This window comes from Micromonospora sp. DH14 (genome assembly GCF_029809455.1).
Classification (GTDB): Bacteria; Actinomycetota; Actinomycetes; order Mycobacteriales; family Micromonosporaceae; genus Micromonospora; species Micromonospora parva.
The window spans coordinates 11,387-32,986 of record NZ_JARVKT010000005.1; the positions used below are offsets into that span (position 1 = coordinate 11,387).

Consider the following 21,600-nt stretch of genomic DNA (forward strand, 5'->3'; position numbering starts at 1 on the left):
GATACCCTCTCTGCGTGGGCCAGCTGACGGTGTCCGGTCGGGACACCGCCTACGTGTGGGTCGGCCGGGACACCGGCGGTCAGCCGGATCCGGCCGCTGTGCTGCTGCGGCGGGCGGGTGCTCTGCTGCTCGGCCGCGCGGAGACCGCTGTGGTGCTGACGCACGACAGCGCGGGACGGCCGGTGGTCCGGGTCGACGACGTGACCGGGCCGGTCGAGCTGGCGGTCAGCGTCAGCCGCACCGCCGGGCTGGTGGTGGTCGCCGCCCGTCGGGGCGGCGCGGTCGGGGTGGACGTGGAACGGGTCCGCCCGCTGCCGGCGCTCGCGCTGGCCGCCCGCTGGTTCCCGCCCGCCGAGCTGGCCTGGTTGGGCGATCGGCCCGAGGCCGGCCGGACGGTGGACTTCCTGCGGTTGTGGACCGCGAAGGAGGCGGTCGGTAAGGCGCTCGGGCGGGGGTTGCGCGGCGGCGGGCTGCGCCGGTTGATGCCGACGCCGGGGCTGCCGTTGCGGCCGGTGCCCGGCGCCGGGCCCGTCCGGGTCGGTCACCCGCCGCTGGGCGAGGGCCTGGTCCTGGCGGTCGCCGGGTACGCGGCCACGCGGGTCGACGTCGAGGTGGTGCAGGGGCCCGGTCACGGGCTGACCGCCGAGCGCAGCGCGTCGGTCGAGCGGACCAGCTTGCCGGTGGTGGTGCGGGGCAACTGATCGAGCAGGTGCAGCGTCCGGGGCCGTTTGTAGCCGGCCAACCGTTCGGCGAGGAGCTTGTCCAGCGTCTCCTCCGACAGCGGGCCGTCGGGTTGGACGTACGCGGTGATGCCGTCGTCCCAGACGACCACCGCGGCGGACACCCCGGTCAGCTCGGTGACGGTGGCCTCCACCTCGGTCAGGTCGACCTTCATCCCGCCGACGGAGACCTGCGAGTCGAGTCGACCGCGCACGGTGACCAGGCCGGTGTCCTCGTCGACGGTGCCGGCGTCGCGGGTGTGCAGCCAGCCGTCGGACCAGCGGGTCGGGTCGCTCAGCCCGACGTACGGTGACGCCGGGCAGGACACCCACAGCTCACCGCCGCGCTCCCGGACCTCGATGCCGGGCGCGGGGGCGATCGACGGTCGGTGTGCGCCGTGCAGGTCGGTGCCGATCACCCCGACCTCGGTCATCCCGTACATGTTGCCCAGGGGAACCCCGTACCGGTCGGTGAACGCCCGGGCGACGGCGGCCGGCACCAGCTCACCCCCGGTGGTCATCCGCCGCAGCTGCGGCAGGGGCCCGGCCGGTCGGGTGGAGGCGAGCAGTCCGATGTGGAACGGCACGCCCAGCACGGTGGCCGGTGTGGTGCCGGCACCGATGGCGGCCAGCACGGCGTCGCCGCTGAGCCGTTGGGGCGGGACCAGCTCGACCCCGGCGTGCAGCCCGTAGAGCAGGCCGCCGACCAGGCCGAGCACGTGCACCATCGAGGGCAGCAGGATGATCCGCTCGCCGGGCAGCGCCACCCCGTCGATCCGGGTGTAGCGGTGCACCTCGGCGACCAGGTCGGCGGCGGTGCGGCCGATCACCTTGGACGGGCCGGTGGAGCCGGAGCTGAGCTGGATCACGGCGTGACCGCTGACCGCCGGACGGTCGGCGTAGCGCGTGACGCCCTCGGTGACGTCGACGAAGATCTTCAGCGCGCCGCCACCGGTGCGCACCGGGGCGATCACCACCTGCGGGGTCAACCGGAGCAGCGCGCGGTCCACCTCGTGGTCGGTGAGCCGGTGGTCGAGCAGGATCGCCTGACCCCCGGCGCGCCAGGTGGCGAGCAGGTTCACCACGTACGCCAGGGACGGCGGCAGCCGCAGCGCGGCGGCGCCACCGGGGCGCAGTCCGGCGGCGGTGAGCCGGTCCTGCGCGGCGGTGACCAGGCGGTGCAGGGTGACCCGGTCGATCGGTTCGGGCAGTCGGAGACAAACGTCGGCCGGTCGGCCCGCGAACAGGACTTCGTCCACCCAGACCGGGTCATCTACCGTAAGGTTTTCGGCGAAATGCTTCATTGCCCCCACCATTCGACGCGCAGCGCAAAGTAGGGCATAAGAGCCAATTTCTGACATCTTTCGAGGTGCTGCCGGAACCCTACGACAGCCGCGCTTGGCATCGCTAGATGCAAATGGCTAGATCGAATTGAGCGCCCGGACCGATTGCCACATACCGCCGCTGACCGCTCGTTCCCACCTGCCGGCCATGATCGACTCGGCTTCCTGGAAGCCGGGCTGTCCCCCGCGATGGGACACCGCGGTTTCCGGGAATCCGAGTCGATCAGGCACGGGAGAGGCCGATGAGGTCGGCCAGCCGAGCCACGCCCGCAGCCGCCGGGCCGCGATGGGCGATCTTGGCGATCAGGGTACGGGCGGCAGGGCGAAGACGGATCTCGCCGGGTGCGATGACGTGGGCGTCGGCCAACGCGCGCCCCGCTCCGGTGACGTCGCCGCTGTCGAGGTGGGCGCACGCAGCATCGACGAGGTGAGCCGCGCGGTGTTCGGCGCGGGCAGCCGGGGCCAGTCGTCGGTGCGGCCCGCCCCCGGTTGCCCAGCCGCTCGCGGCGACTGAGGGGCTCCGAGAAAAGATCCGCCTCGGAGCCTCACATATCCCTGGCCTGCGTCGTCATAGTGGTGAGGGCGGCAACCGGTGGCCCCGGAACGGAGTGCAAAGTGAAGGTTTTCATCGCTGGTGGGCACGGCCGCGTCGGCTCCCCCCTTGCTGACAAGCTGGAGGCCAGGGGCATCGAGGTGGCCTCGGGAGGACTTGATGACGGGATCGACGTGCTCTCTGGCGAAGGACTCGCCGAGGCCCTCGTCGGAGTCGACACCATCGTGAACGTCCTGAACACCCCCCGCTTTGACGCGGCGGGGGCGATTTCGTTCTTCGAGGAATCGACCAACAATCTGAACGCGGAGGGCAAGCGGGCAGGTGTGCGTCATCACGTCCTGCTCTCCATCGTCGGCGTCGGACAGGGAGACGCGTCCGACATCGGGTACTACCTCGGCAAGGTGGCGCAGGAGAGGGCCGCACGATCCGGTTCGATCCCCGCAACCATCATCCGAGCCACTCAGTTCCAGAGCTACATTCCCATCCTCATCGACCAGCACACCGTGGACGGCAAGGTCCTCGCTCCCAGGTCGTTCATCCAGCCCGTCGAGCTGGACGAGGTCATCGAACTGCTCACCGAGGCTGCCACGACATTGGAGCCGGGAAGCGAGGTCGAAATCGCTGGACCCGACCGCTTCTACCACGATGACCTCTTCCGTGCCACGCTGGCCGATCGCGGAGACGACCGCGAGGTTGTGACCGTGGACGCGGAAGGGGCACCTGATGCCATGGTTCCACGTGGCGCCCACCGGGTAGGCACTGTGCGGTACCCCGTTCCAGGAATCCCCCTCGCCTGAAACCAGCATAGGAGGACGATGGAACGGTCGACTGTCGGACGACAGTGGCGGCATGCCGCGCTTGGTTCGGAAAGGGCGCCCAATGTCGGAAGATTTTCCTGTCGAATCCGCAGGGTTCGGAGGAGCCGAGCGTGACGAATCACGGAATCTCGATTCCGTCGCGGCCGAACGACGTCGTTTGATGTCGCTGGCCTTTCGTATGATGGGCACCCTGGCCGACGCTGAAGATGTGGTGCAAGAAACGTATGTCAGATGGTACCGCCTTGAGGCCGAGGAACGCGAAGCGATTGCCACGCCCGCTGCCTGGTTGATGCGAGTTGCTAGCCGCATCTCACTCGACATGCTGGGCTCCGCGCGGGCACGACGGGAGACGTACGTCGGACAATGGCTACCGGAGCCAGTCCCAGCTGACCTCTTTGCGGACGCAGTGAAGGAGCCAACGAGTTCCAGTAATATCACCGCCGATCCGCTCGATCGCGTTTCCCTGGATGACACGGTCAGCATGGCTTTGTTGACGGTCCTCGAGTCTATGACCCCAGCGGAGCGAGTAACGTTCGTACTGCATGACGTATTCGGCGTGCCGTTCGTTGAGATTGCCGGCGTGGTAGGCCGCTCACCAGGAGCCGTAAGGCAATTGGCGACGTCCGCACGTCGGCACATTCGAGGAGGAAGGCGAGCACAAGTTCCTCCTCGACAGCATGACGAAGTTGTTCGGGCATTCCGCGACGCAACGGCGGGAGGGAATATTGAAGACCTGTTGCGCGTATTGGCCCCAGATGTCGAACTGCGCGTAGATGGCGGCGGATTCGTCAATGCCGCACCGCAGGTTATCCGTGGTTCGGATCATGTAGCGCGATGGTTCATGGGAGTGATGCGCAAGCAACCCGCTCTCCGTTTTGAGCGACGAGACACGGCTGACGGTCTCGGATACATAATTAGGAACGGGGAGCGTCGATATGGAATGGCCACCTTTGACGTCAGTGCTGAATGTGTCACGAACGTGTGGCTGATGCTCAATCCGCTGAAGCTGACGAGTTGGTCACTGGACTAGGAGCTCCTGACTCTTTCAGCGGTCGACGCCAACAGCGCTCCCGATGGTCCTGACGGTCTCGGGGGTCTGGGCGTGGATGTGGAAGCGCAGGGAACGGGCGTCGGTGAAGCACTCCCGCATCGGGCGCACCAGGTCCCGGTGTTCGGGGCTGCGTTCCCAGTTCTCGAAGTCGGCCAGGCTCGCCCACTCACTGGTGATCAACCACTGCTCCGGGTCGGTCGACGAACGGCACACCTGGTCGACAAGGTGCCCCGGCACCCCACCGGCGACCAGGTGCCGCACCTGCTCGTACGCGGCTAAGAACTGCTCGGTGCGCGGCACCGGCACCCGTACCAGGAAGACCACCCGGGCCCGTTGGTCGGTCATGACGCCTCTCCCCTCATCGGCGCGGCCCCGCGCAGGACCAGCGCGCTGTTGAATCCGTCGAAGCCCCGCGCGCACACCAGCGCGAGCCGGCTGCGCGGCCGGCGGTGCTCCCGGAGGAAGTCCAGCTCGCAACCCTCGGCCACCTCGTCCGGGCCGGCCGACGCGGGCAGCGTGTCGTGGGCGAAGGCGAGCAGCGCGGTGGCCACGTCCAACGCCGAACCGCCCTGGTACGCCCGACCGGTCAGCGGTTTCTGGGTGGTCACCGGCGGCGGCCGGTCGGCGAACACGGCCCGCAGGGCCTCGGCCTCGCTGCGGTCGTAGCGGGGCACCCCGAGCGCGTCGGGCAGCACCACGTCGATGCCGGCCGCGGCGACACCCGCCCGGTCGAGGGCCAGGCGCATCGCCCGCGCGTACTGGGCCGGGTCACCGGCGCTGTCCGCAGTGGTGTGCGCGGCGTCGTGGGTGGACCCCCACCCGCTCACCTCGCCGTAGACCCGGGCGCCCCGGGCCAGGGCGTGCCCCAGCTCCTCCACCACGAACACCGCTCCGCCCTCGGCCGGCAGGTAGCCGCTGGCCGTGGCGTCGAACGGCCGGTACGCCCGCTCCGGGTCGGCGACGTCGCTGAGCAGCCCAGAGCGCAGCTGGCAGGCCAGCGCGTACGGGCTCAACGGGCACTCGGTGGCCCCGGCGATCACCACCGGGGTGCCCCGGCGTACCGCACGGGCGGCGTGCGCCAGGCTGTCCAGCCCGCCGGCCGACTCGGCGACCAGCACCCCGCTCGGGCCCTTGAACTGGTGGTGGATGGAGAGCTGCCCGACGCTGGCCGCGTAGAACCAGGCAATCGACTGGTACGCCCCGACCGTGCGTGACGTGCCGCCCCACAGGCGTTGCAGCTCCCGCTGACCGAACAGGTTGCCGCCGGACGAGCTGGCCAGGGTCACCGCGTAGCCGTACGGGTCGGGGGCCCGGTCGGGCAGGCCCGCGTCGGCCAACGCCAGCCGGGTGGCGGCGAACCCGAGATGGGTCCACCTGTCGGTCTGCACCAACTGCCGGCTGTCGGCGTAGGAGTCGGCGGTGAAGTCGGGCACCTCCCCACCGAAGCGGGTCGGGTAGCCGGACGGGTCGAACAGGGTGATCGGCCCGGTCCGGCGGGTGCCGGCGAGCACCGTACGCCAGTGCGCGTCCGCGCCGATGCCGCTCGGCGCGACCACCCCGATGCCGGTCACCACCGCGCGCGCGACCTCGGCGCTCACGCCACCACTCCGCTTCGCTGCGCGCCGGCGCGAGACGCCACGCTGCTGTGCCTGATGGCTCGCTCGCTACGCTCGCTCACGCCGCCACCGCGCCGACCATCCGACGGAACACCATCGCCGACTGGAAACCGCCGAACCCGCTGCCCACCGAGAGGGCCACGTCCACCGGGACCTCCCGGGCCTCGTTGGGTACGTAGTCCAGGTCGCACTCCGGGTCCCGGGTGCTCCAGTTCGCCGTCGGGGGCACCACACCGAACTCGATGGCGAGGGCGCACGCGGCCATCTCGATCGACCCGATCGCGCCGAGCGAGTGCCCGACCATCGACTTGATCGAGCTGATCGGCACCCGGTACGCGGCCTGGCCCAGTGCCCGCTTGAACGCGGCCGTCTCGTGCCGGTCGTTCTGCCGGGTGCCCGAGCCGTGCGCGCTGATGTAGGAGACCTGCTCGGGCAGGATCCGGCCCTGCCGCAGCGCGTCGGTGACGGCGAGGCCCATCTCCAACCCGTCCGGGCGGAGCCCGGTCATGTGGAAGCCGTTGCTGCGGCTGGCGTAGCCGGCCACCTCGCAGTAGATGTGCGCCCCCCGCCGCCGGGCGTGCCCGGCCTCCTCCAGCACCAGCACCGCCCCGCCCTCGGCCAGCACGAACCCGTGCCGGTCGGCGTCGAACGGGCGGGAGGCGTGCGCCGGGTCGTCGTTGTCCGGGCTGGTCGCCTTGATCGCGTCGAACGAGGCGACGGTGACCGGCGAGATCGGCGAGTCGGACGCGCCGGCCAGCATGACGTCCGCCTCACCGTCCACGATCATCTGGTGGGCGTACCCGATGGCGTCGATGCCGGAGGTGCAACCGGTGGACACCACCTGCGCCGGGCCGTGCCACCCGTGCCGGCAGGCCACGTCCGCCGCGAGGCTGCTGGGCACCAGCGCCTGATAGAGGTACGGGCCGCCGCGCGACCCGTCCACCAGCCACCGGCGGCCGTGCTCGCTCACTGTGACGTACTCCTGCTCCAAGGCCATCGTGCCGCCCACCGCGGTGCCCAGCACCACCCCGGCCCGGTCGCGTTCCGCGTCGGTGAGCACCAGTTGGGCGTCGGCCACCGCCTCGGCGGAGCAGGCCAGCGCGAACTGCACGTACCGGTCGGCCCGGCGTCGCTCGGCTTCGCTGAGCCCCGCCGCCACCGGGTCGAAGTCGCACTCCGCCGCGATCTGCGACCGGAACGCCGACGGGTCGAAGAAACTGATCCGCCGGGTGGCGGTCCGCCCCTCGGTGATGGTCTTCCAGAAGCGGTCCCGGCTGGCGCCGCCCGGGGCGACCACCCCGATCCCGGTCACCACCGTGCGGCGCCCAGTCATGACGTCACCTCTGTTCGCGACTGCGGGGCTCGCAAACCCGGCTCACTCCTCGCGCTCATGACCCGCCCCGCTGTTCGACCAGTTCGGTGTCGACGTGGCCCAACTCGGGGCGGGGGGCGAGCGGGCCCAGGTGAAAGACCACCTCGGCCGGTTCGACGCCGGTGTTGCGCAGCCGGTGCCGCACGTTGACCGGAACGAACAGCCCCTCACCGGCGGCCAGCAACGTCGGTTGGTCGTCCAGGTCCACCGTGATCGCGCCGCGCACCAGGTAGAGGAACTCCTCGCTGTACGGGTGGTAGTGCTCGGCGATCCGCTCCCCCGGCGCGAGGGTGGCCACCCCGAGGAAGCCCGAGGTGCTGCCGACGGTGCGGGGGCCGAGCAGCACCCGCAGCTCACCGCCGCGCCGACGGTCGGCGGGTACGTCCCGGGCGGCGATCGGGCGGGTGCTCAGGTCACTCATCGCCGGCCCCCGTCAGCTCGTCGCCCACCGAAACGCCCTGGTCGGCGCGCTGCCGGGCGATCCGCTCCACCCGGTCCTTGATCACCGCGAGTTGGATCACGCTGTTGGTGTTGATCCGTTCGGTCATCGCGGCGTTGTCGACCGGCGCGGTGGGCTTCATCGCGAAGTCCTGCGTCCAGGTCATCCGAGTGCCGCCGGCCTCCTCGGTGTAGCGCCAGTGGATGCGCATGTACTCGAACGGCCCGGTCTCCACCCGGTGCGCCCGGACCTGCCTGCTCACCGGGTCGGCGGTGCGTTCACTGACCCAGCTCCAGGAAACCCCGTTCTCGTCGGGGTACATGGCGAGCCGGAACCGCACCGTGTGCCCCTCACGGTGCAGGATGTCCACCACGGCGTACTCGGTGAACAGCTCCGTCCAGTTCGCCACGTCGTTGGTGACCTCCCAGACCAGCCCCAGCGGCGCGTCGATGACGATGCTGTTCTCGGTGTGCCCGGGCGGGTCGGTGCGGCGGGCGACCAGGTCGGCGACCGCCGGGATGCTCAACTGCCCGGCCTGCTCGGGGATGCTCACCTGCCAGCGGTCGGCGACCACGGCGGACAGCTCCAGCAGGGCGAGTGAGTCCATGCCCAGCTCCTCCAGGGACGCCGCGGGCGCCCGGGCCGCGGCGTCGGCGTCCAGCCCGCAGTGCGCCACCAGGATGTCGGTGATCTCGGCGGTCATCGGGCGACCATGGGTGACGGTCATCGGGTCCTCCTGTGTGTTGCGTCGGGATCTGCGGCGGGCGCGGTTCGTGGTGCGGGGGTGGCCGTCGGCGCCCCGGCGGGCTTGGCGAGCAGACGGTCGACCAGGCCGGTGGTGTAGCGGCCCTTGCGGAATGCGGCGTCGTCGAGCACCCGTCGGACGAACGGGATGGTGGTGTGCACGCCCGGGCCGGCGACATCGAACTCGTCCAGGGCACGTTCCAGCCGGTTGAGGGCCAACTCCCGGTCCGGCGCCCAGACGATCACCTTGGCCAGCAGCGAGTCGTACCAGGGGCCGACCAGGTAGCCGGCGCTGGCGTGGGTGTCCACCCGGGTGAACGGGCCGCCGGGCGGCGTGAACCGCTCCAACCGCCCGGGGGCGGGGGCGAAGTCGCGTGCGGGGTCCTCGGTGTTGACCCGGCACTCCACCGCCACGCCGTGCAGGCGGATCTCCTCCTGACGCCAGCGCAGCGGCACCCCGGCGGCGATGTGCAGTTGTTCGTGCACCAGGTCGATCCCGGTGACCATCTCGGTGACCGGATGTTCCACCTGGATCCGGCAGTTGATCTCCAGGAAGTGGAACTTGTCCTCGGCGTCGACCAAAAACTCCAGCGTGCCGGCGCCGACGAAGCCGACCTGGAGCGCACCCCGCAGTGCGGTCTCGGCGATGGTGTCGAGGACGGCGGCGGGCAGCGCCGGGGCGGGCGCCTCCTCGACCAGTTTCTGGTGGCGCCGTTGCACCGAACAGTCCCGGGTGCCCAGGTGCACACCGTTGCCGTGGGCGTCGCAGAGCACCTGCACCTCGACGTGACGCGCCTCGGTGAGGTACCGCTCGACGTACACCCGGTCGTCGCCGAAGGCGGCCTGCGCGGCGGCCCTCGTGCGGGCGTACGCCCGGCGCAGCTCACCCGGGGTGCGCACCACTGTCATCCCGCGGCCCCCGCCCCCGGCGGCGGCCTTCACGATCACCGGGTAACCGACGGCCTCGGCCACCTCGGCCGCCGCGGCGGCGGTCGGCACCGGCGCGACGCTGCCCGGCGACAGCGGCAGGCCGGCGCGGCTCATCAGGGCCCGGGCCGAGGACTTGTCGGCCAGCGCGGTCATCACCGCCGGCGGCGGTCCGATGAACGTCAGCCCGTTGTCGGCGCAGATCTCGGCGAAGTCGGCGTCCTCGGAGAGGAACCCGTAACCGGGGTGCACCGCCTGCGCGCCCACCTGCCGGGCCGCCTCCACGATGGCGGCGGCGTTGAGGTAGCTGCGCCGACTCGACGCGGGTCCGATCCGGACGGCCTGGTCGGCGAGGCGGACCGCCGGCGAGTCGACGTCGGCGGCGGAGTAGACCACCGCCGTACGCACGCCGAGCTCCTTGCAGGCGCGCAGCACCCGCAGCGCGATCTCGCCCCGGTTGGCGATCAGCACGGTCTCGAACATGGTCAACCACCCCGCGCCGTCATGCCGGGTCCAGTTCGACGAGGGGCTGGTCGTACTCGACCGGCTGACCGTCCTCGACGAGGATCGCTGCCACCCGGCCGGCCCGGTCGGCGGTCACCTCGTTCATCAACTTCATCGCCTCGACGATGGCGACCGGCTGACCGGGCCGGATCAGGTCGCCGACCGCGACGAACGGCCGCGCGCCGGGCTCCGGCGACCGGTAGAAGGTGCCGACGATCGGGGCCCGCACCGCGGCGCGTCCCGGCACCGGCGGCCGGATCACCGTGGGCGGGGCGCCGGGCCCCGGCACGGGCGTCGGTGCCGCCGCCTGGGCCGGTACCGCGGGCACCTGCGGACGGGGCACGTCTTCGGGATGCCACTCGACCTCCAGCACCGCCGGCCCGCTGCGCAGCCGGATCCGGCGCACCGGCCCGGCCAGCTCGGCGATCAGGTGCTGCGCCTGCCGGCGCAGCCCGGCCAGCGCCTCCTCACCGTCCATCCCGACGTCGTCGGTCGCGTCGACAGTCGACACCGCCGGCTCCCCGGCGCTCATCGCCGGCCCGCCCGGGCACCGGTGCGGTACGCGCCGAACCGTCGGAAGCGTTGCCGGCGCAGGCGGACCAGCATGGCGGGGGGCACGTCCAGCAACGGCAGGAGGTTGGCCAGCAGGGCGGCGCGCAACCGGCGGGCGGTCTCCGCCGGGTCGTCGTGCGCGGCGGTCGGCGGCTCCGACACGACCTCGTCGACCACCCCGAGCCGGCACAGGTCGGGTGCGGTCAGTCGCAACGCGCGGGCGGCCTGCGGCGCCGCGGACCGGTCCGGCCAGAGGATCGCCGCGCACCCCTCGGGGCTGATCACCGAGTAGACGGCGTTCTCCAGCATCAGCACCCGGTCGGCCACCGCCAGTGCCAGCGCACCGCCACTGCCGCCCTCCCCGGTGATCACCGCGAGCACGGGGGTGGGCAGCACGGTGAGGGTGAGGATGTTCTCGGCGATGGCGGCGGCCTGACCCTGCTCCTCGGCGCTCACCCCGGGGTCCGCCCCGGGGGTGTCCACCAGGGTGACCACCGGCAGGCCGAGCCGGGCCGCGAGGCGCATCAGCCGTAACGCCTTGCGGTGCCCGGCCGGGCTGGCCATGCCGAAGTTGCGGGCGACCAGTTCGGCGGTGGTGTGCCCCTTCTGGTGGCCGATGACCATCACGTGCCGACCGGCCAGCCGCGCCACCCCACCCACGACGGCCGGGCAGTCCGCGCCGAGCCGATCGCCGTGCAGCTCCACGAACCCGTCGAAGACGGAGTCCAGGTAATCGAGTGTGGTGGGTCGCCCGGGGTGCCGGGCCATCCGGACGGTGTCCCACGCGTCGCGTACCGCCGGGGGGTCACCGGGGGTCGGGGCGGCGACGGGCGGGCCCGCCGGCCGCGGGTGGGCCGCGCCGTCGTCGGCGAGGCGCTCGTGGCGCGACGCCAGCTCCTGCCGGGGTACGGGCGTGCGCGCCGGACGGCCGGCGCGGGTCGCGGCGAGCAGCGCCACCAGCCGTCCGCGCAGCGACCGACGCTGCACCACCATGTCGACCTGTCCGTGTCGCAGCAGGAAGTCGGCCGTCTGGAAGCCCTCCGGAAGGGCCCGCCCGGTGGTCTGGCGGATCACCCGGGGGCCGGCGAATCCCATCCGCGCGCCGCTCTCGGCGAGCACCAGATCGGTGTTGGTGGCGAACGAGGCGGCCACCCCGCCGTAGGTCGGGTCGGTGAGGACGCTCACGGTGAGCAGTCCCGCCTCGCGTAGCGCGGCGATGGCCTGGCTGACGGAGGCCATCTGCATCAACGACAGCGCGCCCTCCTGCATCCGCGCCCCACCGGAGGCGGTGACCAGGACGAGTGGGATGCGGTCGTCCAGCGCCCGTTCGGCCGCCCGGGTGATCAGCTCGCCCACCGCGCACCCCAGGCTGCCGCCGAGGAAGCGGAAGTCCATCACCGCCAGCGCCACCGGGTGCCCACCGATGGTGGCCGTGGCGCAGACGACCCCCTCGGCCAGGCCGGTGCTGGCCCGGGCGCCGGTGAGCCGGTGCCGGTACGGCAGCACGTCGACGAAGTCGATGGGGTCCGCCTCCGGCAGCTGGTCGGGCAGCGGGCGCAGCGAACCCGGGTCGACCAGTTGGCGCAGGCGTTCCGGCGCGCCGAGTCGGGCGTGCTCCCCACACTCGGGGCAGACGTCGAGGTTGCGCCGCAGCCGTTTGCGGTAGAGCAGGCTGGCGCAGCCGGCGCATCGGGACCAGAGCTGCTCGTCGCGCGGCGCGGTGGCCGTCACGACCGCCGCCCGGTGTCCGGGGCGTCGAACCGGTAGAAGCACCGCGCCATGGCGTCGCGCGGTGAGCGCCACGTCGGCAGGTACGGCGACACGTACGGACGCAGCCGGTCGCTGACCCTGATGAACTCGGGGTGGCCACGGGCGGCCTCCACCGCGCCCTCCGTCGGCTGCGCGGTCTCCAGCAGGTGCACATAGAGGTCGTGCAGTCGGTACAGCGAGCGGTGCCGGACGCCGACCAGGCGCGGCAGCTCCGTACTGTCCGACTCGGCGAAGATCTCGGCGACCCGCTCCTCGGCGGTCGGATCGACCTTCGCGATGATCAGCGATCGGTCCATGCTGGGCCTCCCCCCACAGCGTCCGGCCGGCGACGGGTGGCCCCCGGACGTGCTGGACGACTGCCGACACGATGCGCCGCTCCTCGTCACGGCGGCGTCACCGTGCCGGGCAGGCCAGCGACGCATGATGGTGACGCTGCGTTGACGCAACCTGTGTATCAGCTATGCGTCCGGCGTGTTGTTAGCGCTAATGTTTGTGCACTTCAGAACCGATCTCGGGTTGACTGTCGCGAATAGAACGGTCACCGTGGCGTTGACCCAACGTGACCATCATTGATAATCTTCAGCTTGGTCAGCCCGGCGATCTCGGCGGGCGGGGCCGCGCCCGGCCGCGCCGTGATCGGCGGGTCGACAGTGGCGTCGCGGGCAACCGATCCGGGACACAGCAGACAGTCGGGACGAGCGTTCCGCAGGGGGTGCCGCCGTGGCCGCTGATCCGTCCGTGCCGACCGCCGGAGACCCGCCCGAGGAGGGCGTCTCCCTGCACCTGCTCGGAGGCTTCCGACTCCTCCGCGAGGCGGTGCCGGTCGTGGTGCCACGCGGGTTGCAGCGGGTGATAGCGCTGATCGGGCTCCGCCCCGGCGCCACCCGCAGTCAGCTCGCCGGCCTGCTCTGGCCGGACGCGCCGGAGGAACGGGCGCTGTCCTCGCTGCGCACCGCCCTCTGGCGGCTCCGACAGGACCCGTGCTGCCCGATGACAGTGGCCGGCGACACCGTCCGCCTCGGCCCGGCGGTCCGGCTCGACGTGGACGACCTGGTCGGCACCGCGGCCCGGGTCCGCGACGGCGACGACCCCCGCACCGCGGCCGGGGCGCTCGCCGCCGGCCGGCACGACCTGCTCCCCGGCTGGTACGACGACTGGGTGCTGCTGGACCGCGAGCGCCTGCGCCAACTCCGTCTGCACATGCTGGAACAGGTGGCCGGGCACCACCTGGCCGCAGGACGCCATGGTGAGGCCCTCGAAGCCGCGCTGGAGGCGATGGCCGCCGAGCCGTTACGGGAGACACCCCACCGGCTGGTGGTCCGCATCCACCTGGCCGAGGGCAACGCGTTCGAAGCCGTGCACGCCTTCTACGTCTACCGGGACCTGCTGCGCCGGGAACTGCGGCTGGAACCGAGCCCGGCCATGAGCGCCCTGCTCGACGACACCCTCGCCCCGATCCGCCAGGCCAGCCGCGCCGCCGTCACCGACCGTCCGTCACCAGCCGGTCGGCGGACGTGACGGTGACGTGACAGGCGCTACGGCACGGTGGGCGCACAGAGCACGTGGCACCGACCCCGGAGGGTCGGGCAGGCCACCGGCGGAAGGGGTCCCATGAGTCGTCTACTGATCGTCAGTCGGATCATCCCGGGAGCGGAGGGGCGGGTCGCGCAGATCTTCGCCGAATCCGACGCCACCGAACTCCCCAGCCTGACCGGTGTCACGCACCGATCCCTGTACTGCCTGCACGACCTGTGCGTACACCTGCTGGAGACCTCGGACGACGTCGACCCGGACGCGCTCGCGGCGGCCCGCAACCACCCGCTCTTCCAGCAGGTCAACGAACGACTCTCCGCGCACACGTCGCCGTACCTGCCGACCTGGCGCTCGCCCCGGGACGCCATCGCGGGCTGCTTCTACCGCTGGGACGCCACCGACGCGCCAACGGCGCGCCCAGCCAACACCGACGCGCCAACGGCGCGCCCAGCCAACACCGCCACGCCCACCGCGCGCCCAGCCGGCACCGACGCGCCCGCGTCCACCGCGCACTCGGCCAGCACCGACGTGCCCGTGGCGCGCCCAGCCGGCACCGAGGCACCCGCCGCGCACCCGGCCGGCTGACATGTCCGCCGCGCCGCCGCATGTCCTGATCATCGGCGCGGGCACGGGCGGGTTGTGCCTGGCACACGGCCTGCGCCGCGCCGGGATCACTGTCGCCGTCTACGAACGACACCGCGACCGGGCCGAAGGGCTGCTCGGCTACCGGGTCGGCATCGGCCCCACCGGTAGCCGGGCGCTGCGGGAGTGTCTGCCCCCGGAGCTGTTCGCCACCTTCCTGGCCACCTGCGCCCGTCCGCCGCACTACTTCAACGTGGTCACCCAGGGGCTGCGCCAGACCGCGTCGTTCGCGCTGCGGCCGAGCGACGACCCGGTGCGCACCGAACACTCGGTGGCCCGGATGGTGCTGCGCCAGGTGCTGCTGACCGGCCTGGAGGACGTGGTGCACTTCGACAAGACCTTCACCCGGTACGAGCAGCGCGACGACGGCACTGTCACCGCGCACTTCGCCGACGGCAGCACCGCCACCGGCGACCTGCTGGTGGCCGCCGATGGCACCCATTCCGCCGTACGCCGCCAGTACCTGCCGCACGCCGTCACCCGCGACGCCGGGACGATCAACATCGCCACCCGGGTCCCGCTGACCCCGCACACCCGCAGTCTCATCCCGGAGCGGGTCCAGCAGGGCATCTCGCTGATCTTCGGGGTCGGCGGGATGATGGGCGTGCTGCACGTCATGGAGTTCAAGTGGGACGCCGAACGGGCGATCAAGCCCGGCGTCAGCGAGGCCGACGCCGCCCTGCTGCGCGCCTGGCCCGGCCTGGCCCACGACACCACCACCGACAACATCAATCTGATCATCTGGAGCGCGGCCAACCGGTTCCCGGCCGACGTCATGCAACGCCGTGGCCAGGAGTTGGTGCAGGTAGCCCTGGACCTCACCGCGAACTGGCACCCGCACCTGCGGGAACTGCTCACCCACGCGGACCCGGCCAGCGCCCTGCCCATCAAGGTGTCCACGTCCGAGCCGGTCCCGCCCTGGAAGAGCAGCACCGTCACCATGCTCGGTGACGCCATCCACACCATGACCCCTGGTCGCGGTGTGGGCGCGAACACCGCGCTGCGCGACGCCCGGCTGCTCTGCGAGCAGCTCAGCCGCGCCACCGCCGGCGACAAGACCCTGGTCCAGGCGGTCGCCGACTACGAGGCGGTGATGGCACCGTACGGCTTCGCGCGGGTTGCCGAGTCGTTGAACCGCAGCGGCACCAACGGCGACGACCGGATGTACCGGCCGGTGGTGGGTCGGCTCGCGCTGCTCGGCGCGCGCGGCTACTTCGGAGTGACCAGCCGGGTGCCACGGCTGCGGCGCCGGTTCGTCGACGACTTCCACACCTACGAGGGCGACCGGGACTGAACCCGGTTCTGCCCGACCCGGGCCCGGCCTCCCCGCCGGGCCCGGGTCTCGTCGTGTCCGGCGCGCTCCACCCGACCGACCAACGGGTGGCGCGCTGCACGCCCACCCCGGTCTCATCGGCCCGGTCTCGGTGCGATCGGGCGACGCTGTGTCACCCGGCAGGCACCGGCTGAGGTGGCTGGCCCACCCACGACGCTGACGACCGATCCTGTCTGTCGTCGGCAATACGCGTGTGCGAAGCTGCGGCGAGTTTTTCTCGTGACTTTTCCAACGAGCTGAGAGGGAGGTTCGCCGTGGCGTGGTCTTTCGGACACTCGCTGATAGTGGTACTGGCACTGTTGCTGGGCCTGGCCGCCGGTTGGCTGCTGCGCGGCCGGCGGGGCGTACCGGGCAATTCGATTGTGGATGGTGACCCCGTCGCCGGCCTGGCCGTGATCTCCACGCCCACGCCGGCCGCCACCACCGACAAGGCGGTGCCGGCCGCCGCCGTCGACCCGGCACCCACCGCCGTCGCCGACGAGCCGGTACCGGTCGACACGGTCAGCGCGCCGGCCGCGACGACCGAACCGGACGGTCCCACCCCGGTGCCCGTACCGGCGGACGCCCCGAGCGGCGTCGACCCCGGAGATGTGGCGCTGACCGAGAACCCGCCGCCGGTAACTGCCGCGGAGCAGCCCGACGCCGCTGAGCCGCGACCGGAGCCGGCCGTGCAAGCGGCCGCCGAGCCGGTCAGCGTCGACGAGCAGCCGGCCCCGGCGGCAGTGGTCGCTCCGCGCCAGCCCGCGGACGACCTCCCGTCCGCCGACGCGCCGATCGACGCGACGCCGACCGGTGTGACGCCGGCCGACGACGCGCCGGTTGCGGCCACCCCGGCCGACGACGCGCCGGTTGCGGCCGACCCGGCCGACGATGAGGCGACCAAGGCCACGGCGGTCGACCCGACGTCCGCAGCGGCGCCGGCCGACCTTTCGGTTGCCGAGCCGACGCACGCCGACTCCCTGCACGCCGAGTCGGTCAGCGCCGGCTCCGTGGCTGGGTCGGCGGTGGCCACGCCTCCGGTCCGGCCGACCACCGCGGCGGCCCCGCCGGTCCGGCCGTCCTCCGACACGACGGTCAGCAGCGTCGACGCCGACCCGACGGGCCCGGCCGACGACTTCCGCCGGATCCAGGGGATCGGGCCGAAGATGGCGGCAGCGTTGCAGGACGCTGGTGTGCGCACGTACGGCCAGCTCGGCGAGTTGGACGAGCCAGCGCTGCGCGACCTGATCCGGGCCGCCGGCCTGCGCGCCGCACCTGGTCTGGCCACCTGGCCGCAGCAGGCCCGGGTGCTCGCCGGAGCCGGCGACGAGCTGGCCGCCGTGCTGCCGAACGGCAACCAGGCCTGATCGTCTGCATTCGAGCCCCCGGCAGCCGTCCACCAGGACGGCGCGCCGGGGGCTCGGCCGTAGCTGCCGCACCACCCTCCGACACCGGCTGCACCGCTGGGCGACTCGGCACTGCGGCAACCGCGCCAACCGCCCGGCCCCGACATCCCCGGCGGGCAAGACGCCAAGCCGATCACCGACGAGCGGCCTTCGCACCAACGCCTCGGTACACCCGCGCGCCCGCGACGACCGGCGACCGGCAACCGACGTCGCCCACCCAAGATCGTGCTCGATCCTGGATGTAGGGGTGTCGGGCGCGCGCGGATGCGACTACATCCAGGATGTTGCGCGATCTTGCGAAGGGCAGCGGCCGCGTGAACGGCGCGTGAGGAGTCGCGCAGCCGCGCCGGGGCGGAGCGCTGGTGACGTTCGGCCTCAGGCCCGCAGCTCGGTGGCGAGGTCGCCGATCGACGCCATCGCGTACCGCTGCATTCCGGGGCCGAAGGTGATGCGGGTCGCGCCCTGCCGACCCAGCTCGGCCACCGACTCCCGGGCCGGGCCGGCGACCATGTTGATCGGCCCGGAGATGCCCTCCCGCAACTGCGGGAGCAGTTGCGGCGGCGCCAGGATCGGGTAGACGCAGTCGGCTCCGGCCGCCACGTAGAGCCTTGCGCGTTCCATCGCCTCGACGGGGTCACCCGTCCCGACCAGGAACGTGTCGACGCGCGCGTTGATGAAGAGCTCCTCCCCCGCCTCCGCGCGCACCTCGGCCAGCCAGTCCGCGTGCCGCCGCGGGTCCTTCAGGGTGCCGTGCCCCTCCGAGTCCTCCAGGTTGCAGCCGACGGCACCGGCCTCCAACAGTCGCCCGACCAACTCACGAGGGGCCAGGCCGTAACCACCCTCGACGTCGGCGGACACGGGCACGGAGACGGCGCGGACGATGCGCGCCACCGCCGCGAACATCTCGTCCTGCGGGGTCGCGCCGTCCTCGTAGCCGAGCGACGCGGCGACACCCGCGCTCGGGGTCGCGAGCGCCGGGTAACCGGCATCGGCGAGTACCCGGGCGCTGGCCGCGTCCCAGGGGCCCGGCAGGACGAGCGGGTCACCGGCGGCACGGTCGTGGTGCAGGGCACGGAAGGTCGCGGCGGTCATCGTTCGGTCTCCCGGCGGGGCTGCGAAGGGGCGGGCTCAGGCGGTGTATCCGCCATTGGAGTCAAGCACGGCGCCGGTGATGTACGAGGCCGCGGGGCTGGCCAGGAACGCGATGGCCGCGGCGGTCTCGGCGGGGTCGCTGACCCGTTGGATCGCGAGGCTGGACACCAGGCCCTTGAGCATCTCCGGGTCCGGCGGCTCCATTCCGGTGAGCATGAGCCCGGCCTGCAGCATGTTGACGGTGATGCCGCGCGGCGCGAGGTCACGGGCGACGCCCCGGGTGTAACCGACCAGACCGGCCTTGGTGGCGGCGTAGTCGGCGAGACCGGGTACGCCGACGCGGGTGCCGATCCCCGAGCCGATGTTGACGATTCGGCCGTTGTCGCGCAGCACCTTCGCCGCCGCGCGGATGATCGCGATGACGCCGGTGTAGTTGGTGGCGTGCATGCGGTCCAGGGTGGCCACGTCCACGTCCGGGTCGTCGACCGTCCGGCCCTGCTCCAGGGAGATCGCGGCGTTGTTGACCAGGATGTCCAGGCCGCCGAGCTGGGTGACGACGTCGTCGATCAGCTGCGGCGCGCGGGAGCTGTCCGCCTGGTCGTTCTGCAGGGCGAGGGCCCGTACGCCCCGACCCACCAGTTCCTCGACGACAGCGGCGGCCTTGTCGGCGGAGCCGACGTAGGTGATGGCGACGTCGGCGCCGGCGTCGGCCAGGGCGCGGGCCGTGGCCGCGCCGAGACCCCGTGAACCGCCGGTGACGAGGGCGACCTTGCCCGCGAGTGGCTGTGTCATGAGTTGGTCCTCCATGCAACCGGGTTATTGACTGATCGGTCCACCATACGTTTACTGGACCGTACGGTCAATAATTGCTACGCTGGTCACATGGCCAGGCCACGGCAGTTCGACGAGGAGCAGGTGATCCGCGCGGTCCGGGACCAGTTCTGGGACGCCGGTTACGCGGCCACCTCACTGGAGGACCTGGTCCGGGTCAGCGGGCTGGGCAAGGGGAGCCTCTACGGCGCCTTCGGCGACAAGCACCGGCTGTTCCTGCGGGCGCTGCGGGAATACACCGACACCAGCTGCGGCTACCTGCGCGAGATGCTCGCGTCCACTCCCCGCGCCTTGGACGCGCTGCGCGCGTTCGTCATGGCGCCGGTGGGCGACCCGGGTGGTGCCGCCGCCCGGCGCGGCTGCCTGATGGCCAACAGCACGTCCGAGCTGGCCACCGCCGATCCCGACGTGCTCGCCGAGGCGCGGCGCACCTACGAGGCGACGACCGCCCTGGTCGCCGAGTGCGTCGGGCGGGCCCAGGACGAGGGCGACCTGCCACGCGACGTCGACCCGGTCGAGACGGCACGCGCCCTGCTCGCCGCCCAGCAGGGGCTGGTGTTCATGGGACGCACGGGGATGGACATCGACACCCTGACCAGGACGGCCCGCACCCTCGCCGCCACGCTGCTGCCGGGGAGTTGAACCGGCCGGTCAGCTTATTTGATCTTGCGGGTGGTGCGGACCACGATGTCCTCGTACTCCGGGTGCTTGACCAGCCAGTCGGCGAGGAACGGACAGATCGGCACAACGGTCCGGCCCCTGCTCCGCGCGTCGTCCAGCACCGCCCGCGCCAGCGTCGACCCGACGCCCCTGCCCTCGTACGCCGGATCGACCTCGGTGTGGGTGTAGGCGATGATCGAGCCGGTCAGCTGGTAGGTGACGAACCCGGCGACCGCGCCCGCCTCGTCGCGCGCCTCGAAACGCTCCCGCGTCGGCGCGTCTGTCACGGTGAACTGCACAGTGCCATCCAACCACCCGGGCCGGCGGCCCCTACCGCGAGGCCGGCAGCGAAGGGCGACGTCACGCGCATCGTCGCGCCCGAAACGGGAACCCGACGCCCGCCGGGAGCACCCCGAAACGGGGACACGACGCCCGCCGGGAGCACCGTGGGAGGAGACACGCCACCATGACGAACGCGTCGACGGACGGCGGCTTCGCCGTCGTCGAGATGTTCACGTCCCAGGGCTGCAACAGTTGCCCTCCGGCAGAGGAGCTGCTGAGCGAGATCGAACGCGACGCCCGGGCGCACGGACAGAACGTCTTCGCCCTCGGCTTCCACGTCGACTACTGGGACAACCTGGGGTGGCCCGACCAGTTCGCGGACCCGGCGTACACCGCGCGCCAGGAGGCGTACGCCCGCGCGTTCGGCACCAGGGGTCTGTACACCCCGCAGATGGTCGTCAACGGCAGCGTCGAGTTCGTCGGTTCCGACCGGCGCCGGGCGGCCAGCACGATCATGTCCGCCATGTCGTCGAGGGCCACCACCGCGCTGACGCTCTCCGTCGCCGGCTTCGGCGGAGACCGGGTGGTGGTGGACTACCGCACCGACCGGCCGCCGGCGGGCGCGGTGGTGAACGTGGCGGTGGTGCAGCGGGGCCTGGACAGCGACATCGCCCGGGGCGAGAACGCAGGGCGGACGCTGCGGCAGGACAACGTCGTGCGCGCCTTCAGGTCAGTGGGTCTGGACGCCGAGCGGGGGCGGGTGGAGCTGGCGACACCGCCTGACCTCGATCCGCGCGACGCCAGTGTGGCCGGCTATGTCCAGGAGGGCGGCGAACGGGCCATCGTCGGGGCGACGGCCGTCGCGCTGCCCACCGGGTAATCTCGGCGCGTGCGGATGGTGGGCGGCGCGAGGGGGTCCGGTGGCTGACGCCGACGACGTACGCCGGGTGGCGCTGGCTCTGCCGCAGACTGTGGAGATCCCCAGCGACGGTTTCGACTTCCGGGTGGCCGACAAGGGCTTCGTCTGGTCCTATCCGGAGCGCAGACCGGGCAAGCCGCGGGTGATCCGGCTCGACATCGCGGTGCTGTTCGTCGGTGACGAGGCCGAGAAGCAGGCGCTCCTGCTCGGCGAACCCGAGGTCTTCTTCACCACGCCAAGCTACGACGGTCTGCCCCTGGTGTTGCTGCGCCTGGCGGCGGTCGACGTCGACCGGTTGACCGAGCTGGTGACGGACGCGTGGCGGATGCGCGTGCCGGACGCGTTACTGGGCGACACCGCGGGCGCCGGCAAATAACGACATCAGCACGCAACGGCTTCGACACATTGACGTGGATCTCAGTGCTCCACTACCGTGACCGAGAGAGCGCTCTCTCACCCGACCTTCCCCCCAAATCAGACGCAACGCGCTGGACCCGGCGAGGGCCGCAACCGGC

23 protein-coding genes and 1 pseudogene are annotated in these 21,600 nt (G+C 72.1%); 11 read left to right on the top strand and 13 right to left on the bottom strand.

Annotated elements, in window-relative coordinates; genetic code table 11:
* Nucleotides 1-14 precede the first annotated feature (14 nt).
* The gene (locus QCZ28_RS08920; RefSeq protein ID WP_279516145.1) at nt 15-701 is read left to right on the top strand and encodes a 4'-phosphopantetheinyl transferase superfamily protein; all 687 of its coding nucleotides are present in this window, start codon (nt 15-17) and stop codon (nt 699-701) included.
* Here the strand turns inward: QCZ28_RS08920 and QCZ28_RS08925 are convergent.
* The gene (locus QCZ28_RS08925) at nt 629-2,023 is read right to left on the bottom strand and encodes a class I adenylate-forming enzyme family protein (RefSeq protein ID WP_279516146.1); all 1,395 of its coding nucleotides are present in this window, start codon (nt 2,021-2,023) and stop codon (nt 629-631) included. The two genes, QCZ28_RS08920 and QCZ28_RS08925, sit on opposite strands and share 73 nt — an antisense overlap.
* A 391-nt stretch (nt 2,024-2,414) precedes the next feature.
* On the opposite strand from QCZ28_RS08925, the gene QCZ28_RS08930 reads away from it, so the two are divergent.
* The 3 genes from QCZ28_RS08930 to sigJ all read left to right on the top strand — a co-directional run bounded on the left by QCZ28_RS08930 (nt 2,415) and on the right by sigJ (nt 4,463).
* Entirely contained in the window at nt 2,415-2,576 is a 162-nt protein-coding gene (locus QCZ28_RS08930; RefSeq protein WP_279516147.1) for a hypothetical protein, read from the top strand.
* A gap of 101 nt (nt 2,577-2,677) precedes the next feature.
* Complete coding sequence (locus tag QCZ28_RS08935; protein ID WP_279516148.1) at nt 2,678-3,412, top strand: NmrA family NAD(P)-binding protein; 735 nt, start codon at nt 2,678-2,680, stop codon at nt 3,410-3,412.
* 52 nt (nt 3,413-3,464) lie between these two features.
* The gene (sigJ, locus tag QCZ28_RS08940) at nt 3,465-4,463 is read left to right on the top strand and encodes an RNA polymerase sigma factor SigJ (protein ID WP_279516149.1); all 999 of its coding nucleotides are present in this window, start codon (nt 3,465-3,467) and stop codon (nt 4,461-4,463) included.
* Between the two features lie 15 nt (nt 4,464-4,478).
* On the opposite strand, the gene QCZ28_RS08945 is transcribed toward sigJ, so the two are convergent.
* The 9 genes from QCZ28_RS08945 to QCZ28_RS08985 form a co-directional block, all read right to left on the bottom strand.
* Nucleotides 4,479-4,829, bottom strand: coding sequence for an antibiotic biosynthesis monooxygenase (locus QCZ28_RS08945; protein ID WP_279516150.1), 351 nt, complete (start codon nt 4,827-4,829; stop codon nt 4,479-4,481).
* Entirely contained in the window at nt 4,826-6,082 is a 1,257-nt protein-coding gene (locus tag QCZ28_RS08950) for a beta-ketoacyl synthase N-terminal-like domain-containing protein (protein WP_279516151.1), read from the bottom strand. The genes QCZ28_RS08945 and QCZ28_RS08950 overlap by 4 nt, the downstream gene beginning before the upstream one ends.
* Before the next feature lie 76 nt (nt 6,083-6,158).
* Nucleotides 6,159-7,433 carry a beta-ketoacyl-[acyl-carrier-protein] synthase family protein gene (locus QCZ28_RS08955; RefSeq protein WP_279516152.1) on the bottom strand — a complete coding sequence of 425 codons (1,275 nt, stop codon included), beginning with the start codon at nt 7,431-7,433 and terminating at the stop codon, nt 6,159-6,161.
* 55 nt (nt 7,434-7,488) lie between these two features.
* A complete protein-coding gene (locus QCZ28_RS08960) occupies nt 7,489-7,893 on the bottom strand; it encodes a cupin domain-containing protein (RefSeq protein ID WP_030332975.1) in 405 nt (134 codons plus the stop codon).
* Nucleotides 7,886-8,638, bottom strand: coding sequence for an SRPBCC family protein (locus tag QCZ28_RS08965; protein WP_279516153.1), 753 nt, complete (start codon nt 8,636-8,638; stop codon nt 7,886-7,888). The genes QCZ28_RS08960 and QCZ28_RS08965 overlap by 8 nt, the downstream gene beginning before the upstream one ends.
* Nucleotides 8,635-10,065 carry an acetyl-CoA carboxylase biotin carboxylase subunit gene (locus tag QCZ28_RS08970; RefSeq protein WP_279516154.1) on the bottom strand — a complete coding sequence of 477 codons (1,431 nt, stop codon included), beginning with the start codon at nt 10,063-10,065 and terminating at the stop codon, nt 8,635-8,637. Before QCZ28_RS08970 ends, QCZ28_RS08965 begins: the two co-directional genes overlap by 4 nt.
* A gap of 19 nt (nt 10,066-10,084) precedes the next feature.
* Nucleotides 10,085-10,564: an acetyl-CoA carboxylase biotin carboxyl carrier protein gene (accB, locus tag QCZ28_RS08975; protein ID WP_279516385.1), complete on the bottom strand. Its 480-nt coding sequence runs from the start codon at nt 10,562-10,564 to the stop codon at nt 10,085-10,087.
* A 50-nt stretch (nt 10,565-10,614) separates the two neighbouring features.
* The gene (locus QCZ28_RS08980) at nt 10,615-12,369 is read right to left on the bottom strand and encodes an acetyl-CoA carboxylase carboxyltransferase subunit alpha (RefSeq protein WP_279516155.1); all 1,755 of its coding nucleotides are present in this window, start codon (nt 12,367-12,369) and stop codon (nt 10,615-10,617) included.
* Complete coding sequence (locus QCZ28_RS08985; RefSeq protein ID WP_279516156.1) at nt 12,366-12,704, bottom strand: TcmI family type II polyketide cyclase; 339 nt, start codon at nt 12,702-12,704, stop codon at nt 12,366-12,368. The genes QCZ28_RS08980 and QCZ28_RS08985 overlap by 4 nt, the downstream gene beginning before the upstream one ends.
* 424 nt (nt 12,705-13,128) lie before the next feature.
* Between QCZ28_RS08985 and QCZ28_RS08990 the strand changes: the two genes are divergently transcribed.
* The 4 genes and pseudogenes from QCZ28_RS08990 (at nt 13,129) to QCZ28_RS09005 (ending at nt 17,262) form a co-directional block, all read left to right on the top strand.
* A complete protein-coding gene (locus tag QCZ28_RS08990) occupies nt 13,129-13,926 on the top strand; it encodes a BTAD domain-containing putative transcriptional regulator (protein ID WP_279516157.1) in 798 nt (265 codons plus the stop codon).
* A 93-nt stretch (nt 13,927-14,019) separates the two neighbouring features.
* Nucleotides 14,020-14,337: pseudogene (locus tag QCZ28_RS08995) on the top strand (TcmI family type II polyketide cyclase); the annotation flags it as partial.
* Nucleotides 14,338-14,527: 190 nt separating this feature from the next.
* Nucleotides 14,528-15,877: an NAD(P)/FAD-dependent oxidoreductase gene (locus QCZ28_RS09000; protein WP_279516158.1), complete on the top strand. Its 1,350-nt coding sequence runs from the start codon at nt 14,528-14,530 to the stop codon at nt 15,875-15,877.
* Nucleotides 15,878-16,170: 293 nt separating this feature from the next.
* Nucleotides 16,171-17,262: a hypothetical protein gene (locus tag QCZ28_RS09005; protein ID WP_279516159.1), complete on the top strand. Its 1,092-nt coding sequence runs from the start codon at nt 16,171-16,173 to the stop codon at nt 17,260-17,262.
* Between the two features lie 414 nt (nt 17,263-17,676).
* On the opposite strand, the gene QCZ28_RS09010 is transcribed toward QCZ28_RS09005, so the two are convergent.
* Together QCZ28_RS09010 and QCZ28_RS09015 are read right to left on the bottom strand one after the other, a co-directional pair.
* The gene (locus QCZ28_RS09010; RefSeq protein WP_279516160.1) at nt 17,677-18,393 is read right to left on the bottom strand and encodes an isocitrate lyase/phosphoenolpyruvate mutase family protein; all 717 of its coding nucleotides are present in this window, start codon (nt 18,391-18,393) and stop codon (nt 17,677-17,679) included.
* 36 nt (nt 18,394-18,429) lie between these two features.
* On the bottom strand, nt 18,430-19,185 hold the full coding sequence (locus tag QCZ28_RS09015) for an SDR family oxidoreductase (protein WP_279516161.1): 756 nt from the start codon (nt 19,183-19,185) through the stop codon (nt 18,430-18,432).
* A gap of 90 nt (nt 19,186-19,275) precedes the next feature.
* On the opposite strand from QCZ28_RS09015, the gene QCZ28_RS09020 reads away from it, so the two are divergent.
* Nucleotides 19,276-19,866 (top strand): TetR/AcrR family transcriptional regulator, encoded by a 591-nt coding sequence (locus tag QCZ28_RS09020; protein ID WP_279516162.1) that lies wholly within the window; start codon nt 19,276-19,278, stop codon nt 19,864-19,866.
* A gap of 14 nt (nt 19,867-19,880) precedes the next feature.
* Here QCZ28_RS09020 and QCZ28_RS09025 read toward each other — a convergent pair whose 3' ends face one another.
* A complete protein-coding gene (locus tag QCZ28_RS09025; RefSeq protein WP_347815096.1) occupies nt 19,881-20,183 on the bottom strand; it encodes a GNAT family N-acetyltransferase in 303 nt (100 codons plus the stop codon).
* A gap of 167 nt (nt 20,184-20,350) precedes the next feature.
* Between QCZ28_RS09025 and QCZ28_RS09030 the strand changes: the two genes are divergently transcribed.
* Entirely contained in the window at nt 20,351-21,046 is a 696-nt protein-coding gene (locus QCZ28_RS09030) for a DUF1223 domain-containing protein (protein WP_279516163.1), read from the top strand.
* Between the two features lie 40 nt (nt 21,047-21,086).
* Nucleotides 21,087-21,461: an MmcQ/YjbR family DNA-binding protein gene (locus tag QCZ28_RS09035; RefSeq protein ID WP_279516164.1), complete on the top strand. Its 375-nt coding sequence runs from the start codon at nt 21,087-21,089 to the stop codon at nt 21,459-21,461.
* Nucleotides 21,462-21,600 lie beyond the last annotated feature (139 nt).

What these genes read in the sequence shown, in the direction of transcription:
- QCZ28_RS08925 (WP_279516146.1), bottom strand. Translation starts at nt 2,023, where the DNA reads ATGAAGCATTTCGCCGAAAACCTTACGGTAGATGACCCGGTCTGGGTG.
- sigJ (WP_279516149.1), top strand. Translation starts at nt 3,465, where the DNA reads ATGCCGCGCTTGGTTCGGAAAGGGCGCCCAATGTCGGAAGATTTTCCT.
- QCZ28_RS08945 (WP_279516150.1), bottom strand. Translation starts at nt 4,829, where the DNA reads ATGACCGACCAACGGGCCCGGGTGGTCTTCCTGGTACGGGTGCCGGTG.
- QCZ28_RS08955 (WP_279516152.1), bottom strand. Translation starts at nt 7,433, where the DNA reads ATGACTGGGCGCCGCACGGTGGTGACCGGGATCGGGGTGGTCGCCCCG.
- QCZ28_RS08960 (WP_030332975.1), bottom strand. Translation starts at nt 7,893, where the DNA reads ATGAGTGACCTGAGCACCCGCCCGATCGCCGCCCGGGACGTACCCGCC.
- QCZ28_RS08965 (WP_279516153.1), bottom strand. Translation starts at nt 8,638, where the DNA reads ATGACCGTCACCCATGGTCGCCCGATGACCGCCGAGATCACCGACATC.
- QCZ28_RS08970 (WP_279516154.1), bottom strand. Translation starts at nt 10,065, where the DNA reads ATGTTCGAGACCGTGCTGATCGCCAACCGGGGCGAGATCGCGCTGCGG.
- accB (WP_279516385.1), bottom strand. Translation starts at nt 10,564, where the DNA reads ATGGACGGTGAGGAGGCGCTGGCCGGGCTGCGCCGGCAGGCGCAGCAC.
- QCZ28_RS08985 (WP_279516156.1), bottom strand. Translation starts at nt 12,704, where the DNA reads ATGGACCGATCGCTGATCATCGCGAAGGTCGATCCGACCGCCGAGGAG.
- QCZ28_RS09000 (WP_279516158.1), top strand. Translation starts at nt 14,528, where the DNA reads ATGTCCGCCGCGCCGCCGCATGTCCTGATCATCGGCGCGGGCACGGGC.
- QCZ28_RS09010 (WP_279516160.1), bottom strand. Translation starts at nt 18,393, where the DNA reads ATGACCGCCGCGACCTTCCGTGCCCTGCACCACGACCGTGCCGCCGGT.
- QCZ28_RS09015 (WP_279516161.1), bottom strand. Translation starts at nt 19,185, where the DNA reads ATGACACAGCCACTCGCGGGCAAGGTCGCCCTCGTCACCGGCGGTTCA.
- QCZ28_RS09020 (WP_279516162.1), top strand. Translation starts at nt 19,276, where the DNA reads ATGGCCAGGCCACGGCAGTTCGACGAGGAGCAGGTGATCCGCGCGGTC.
- QCZ28_RS09030 (WP_279516163.1), top strand. Translation starts at nt 20,351, where the DNA reads ATGACGAACGCGTCGACGGACGGCGGCTTCGCCGTCGTCGAGATGTTC.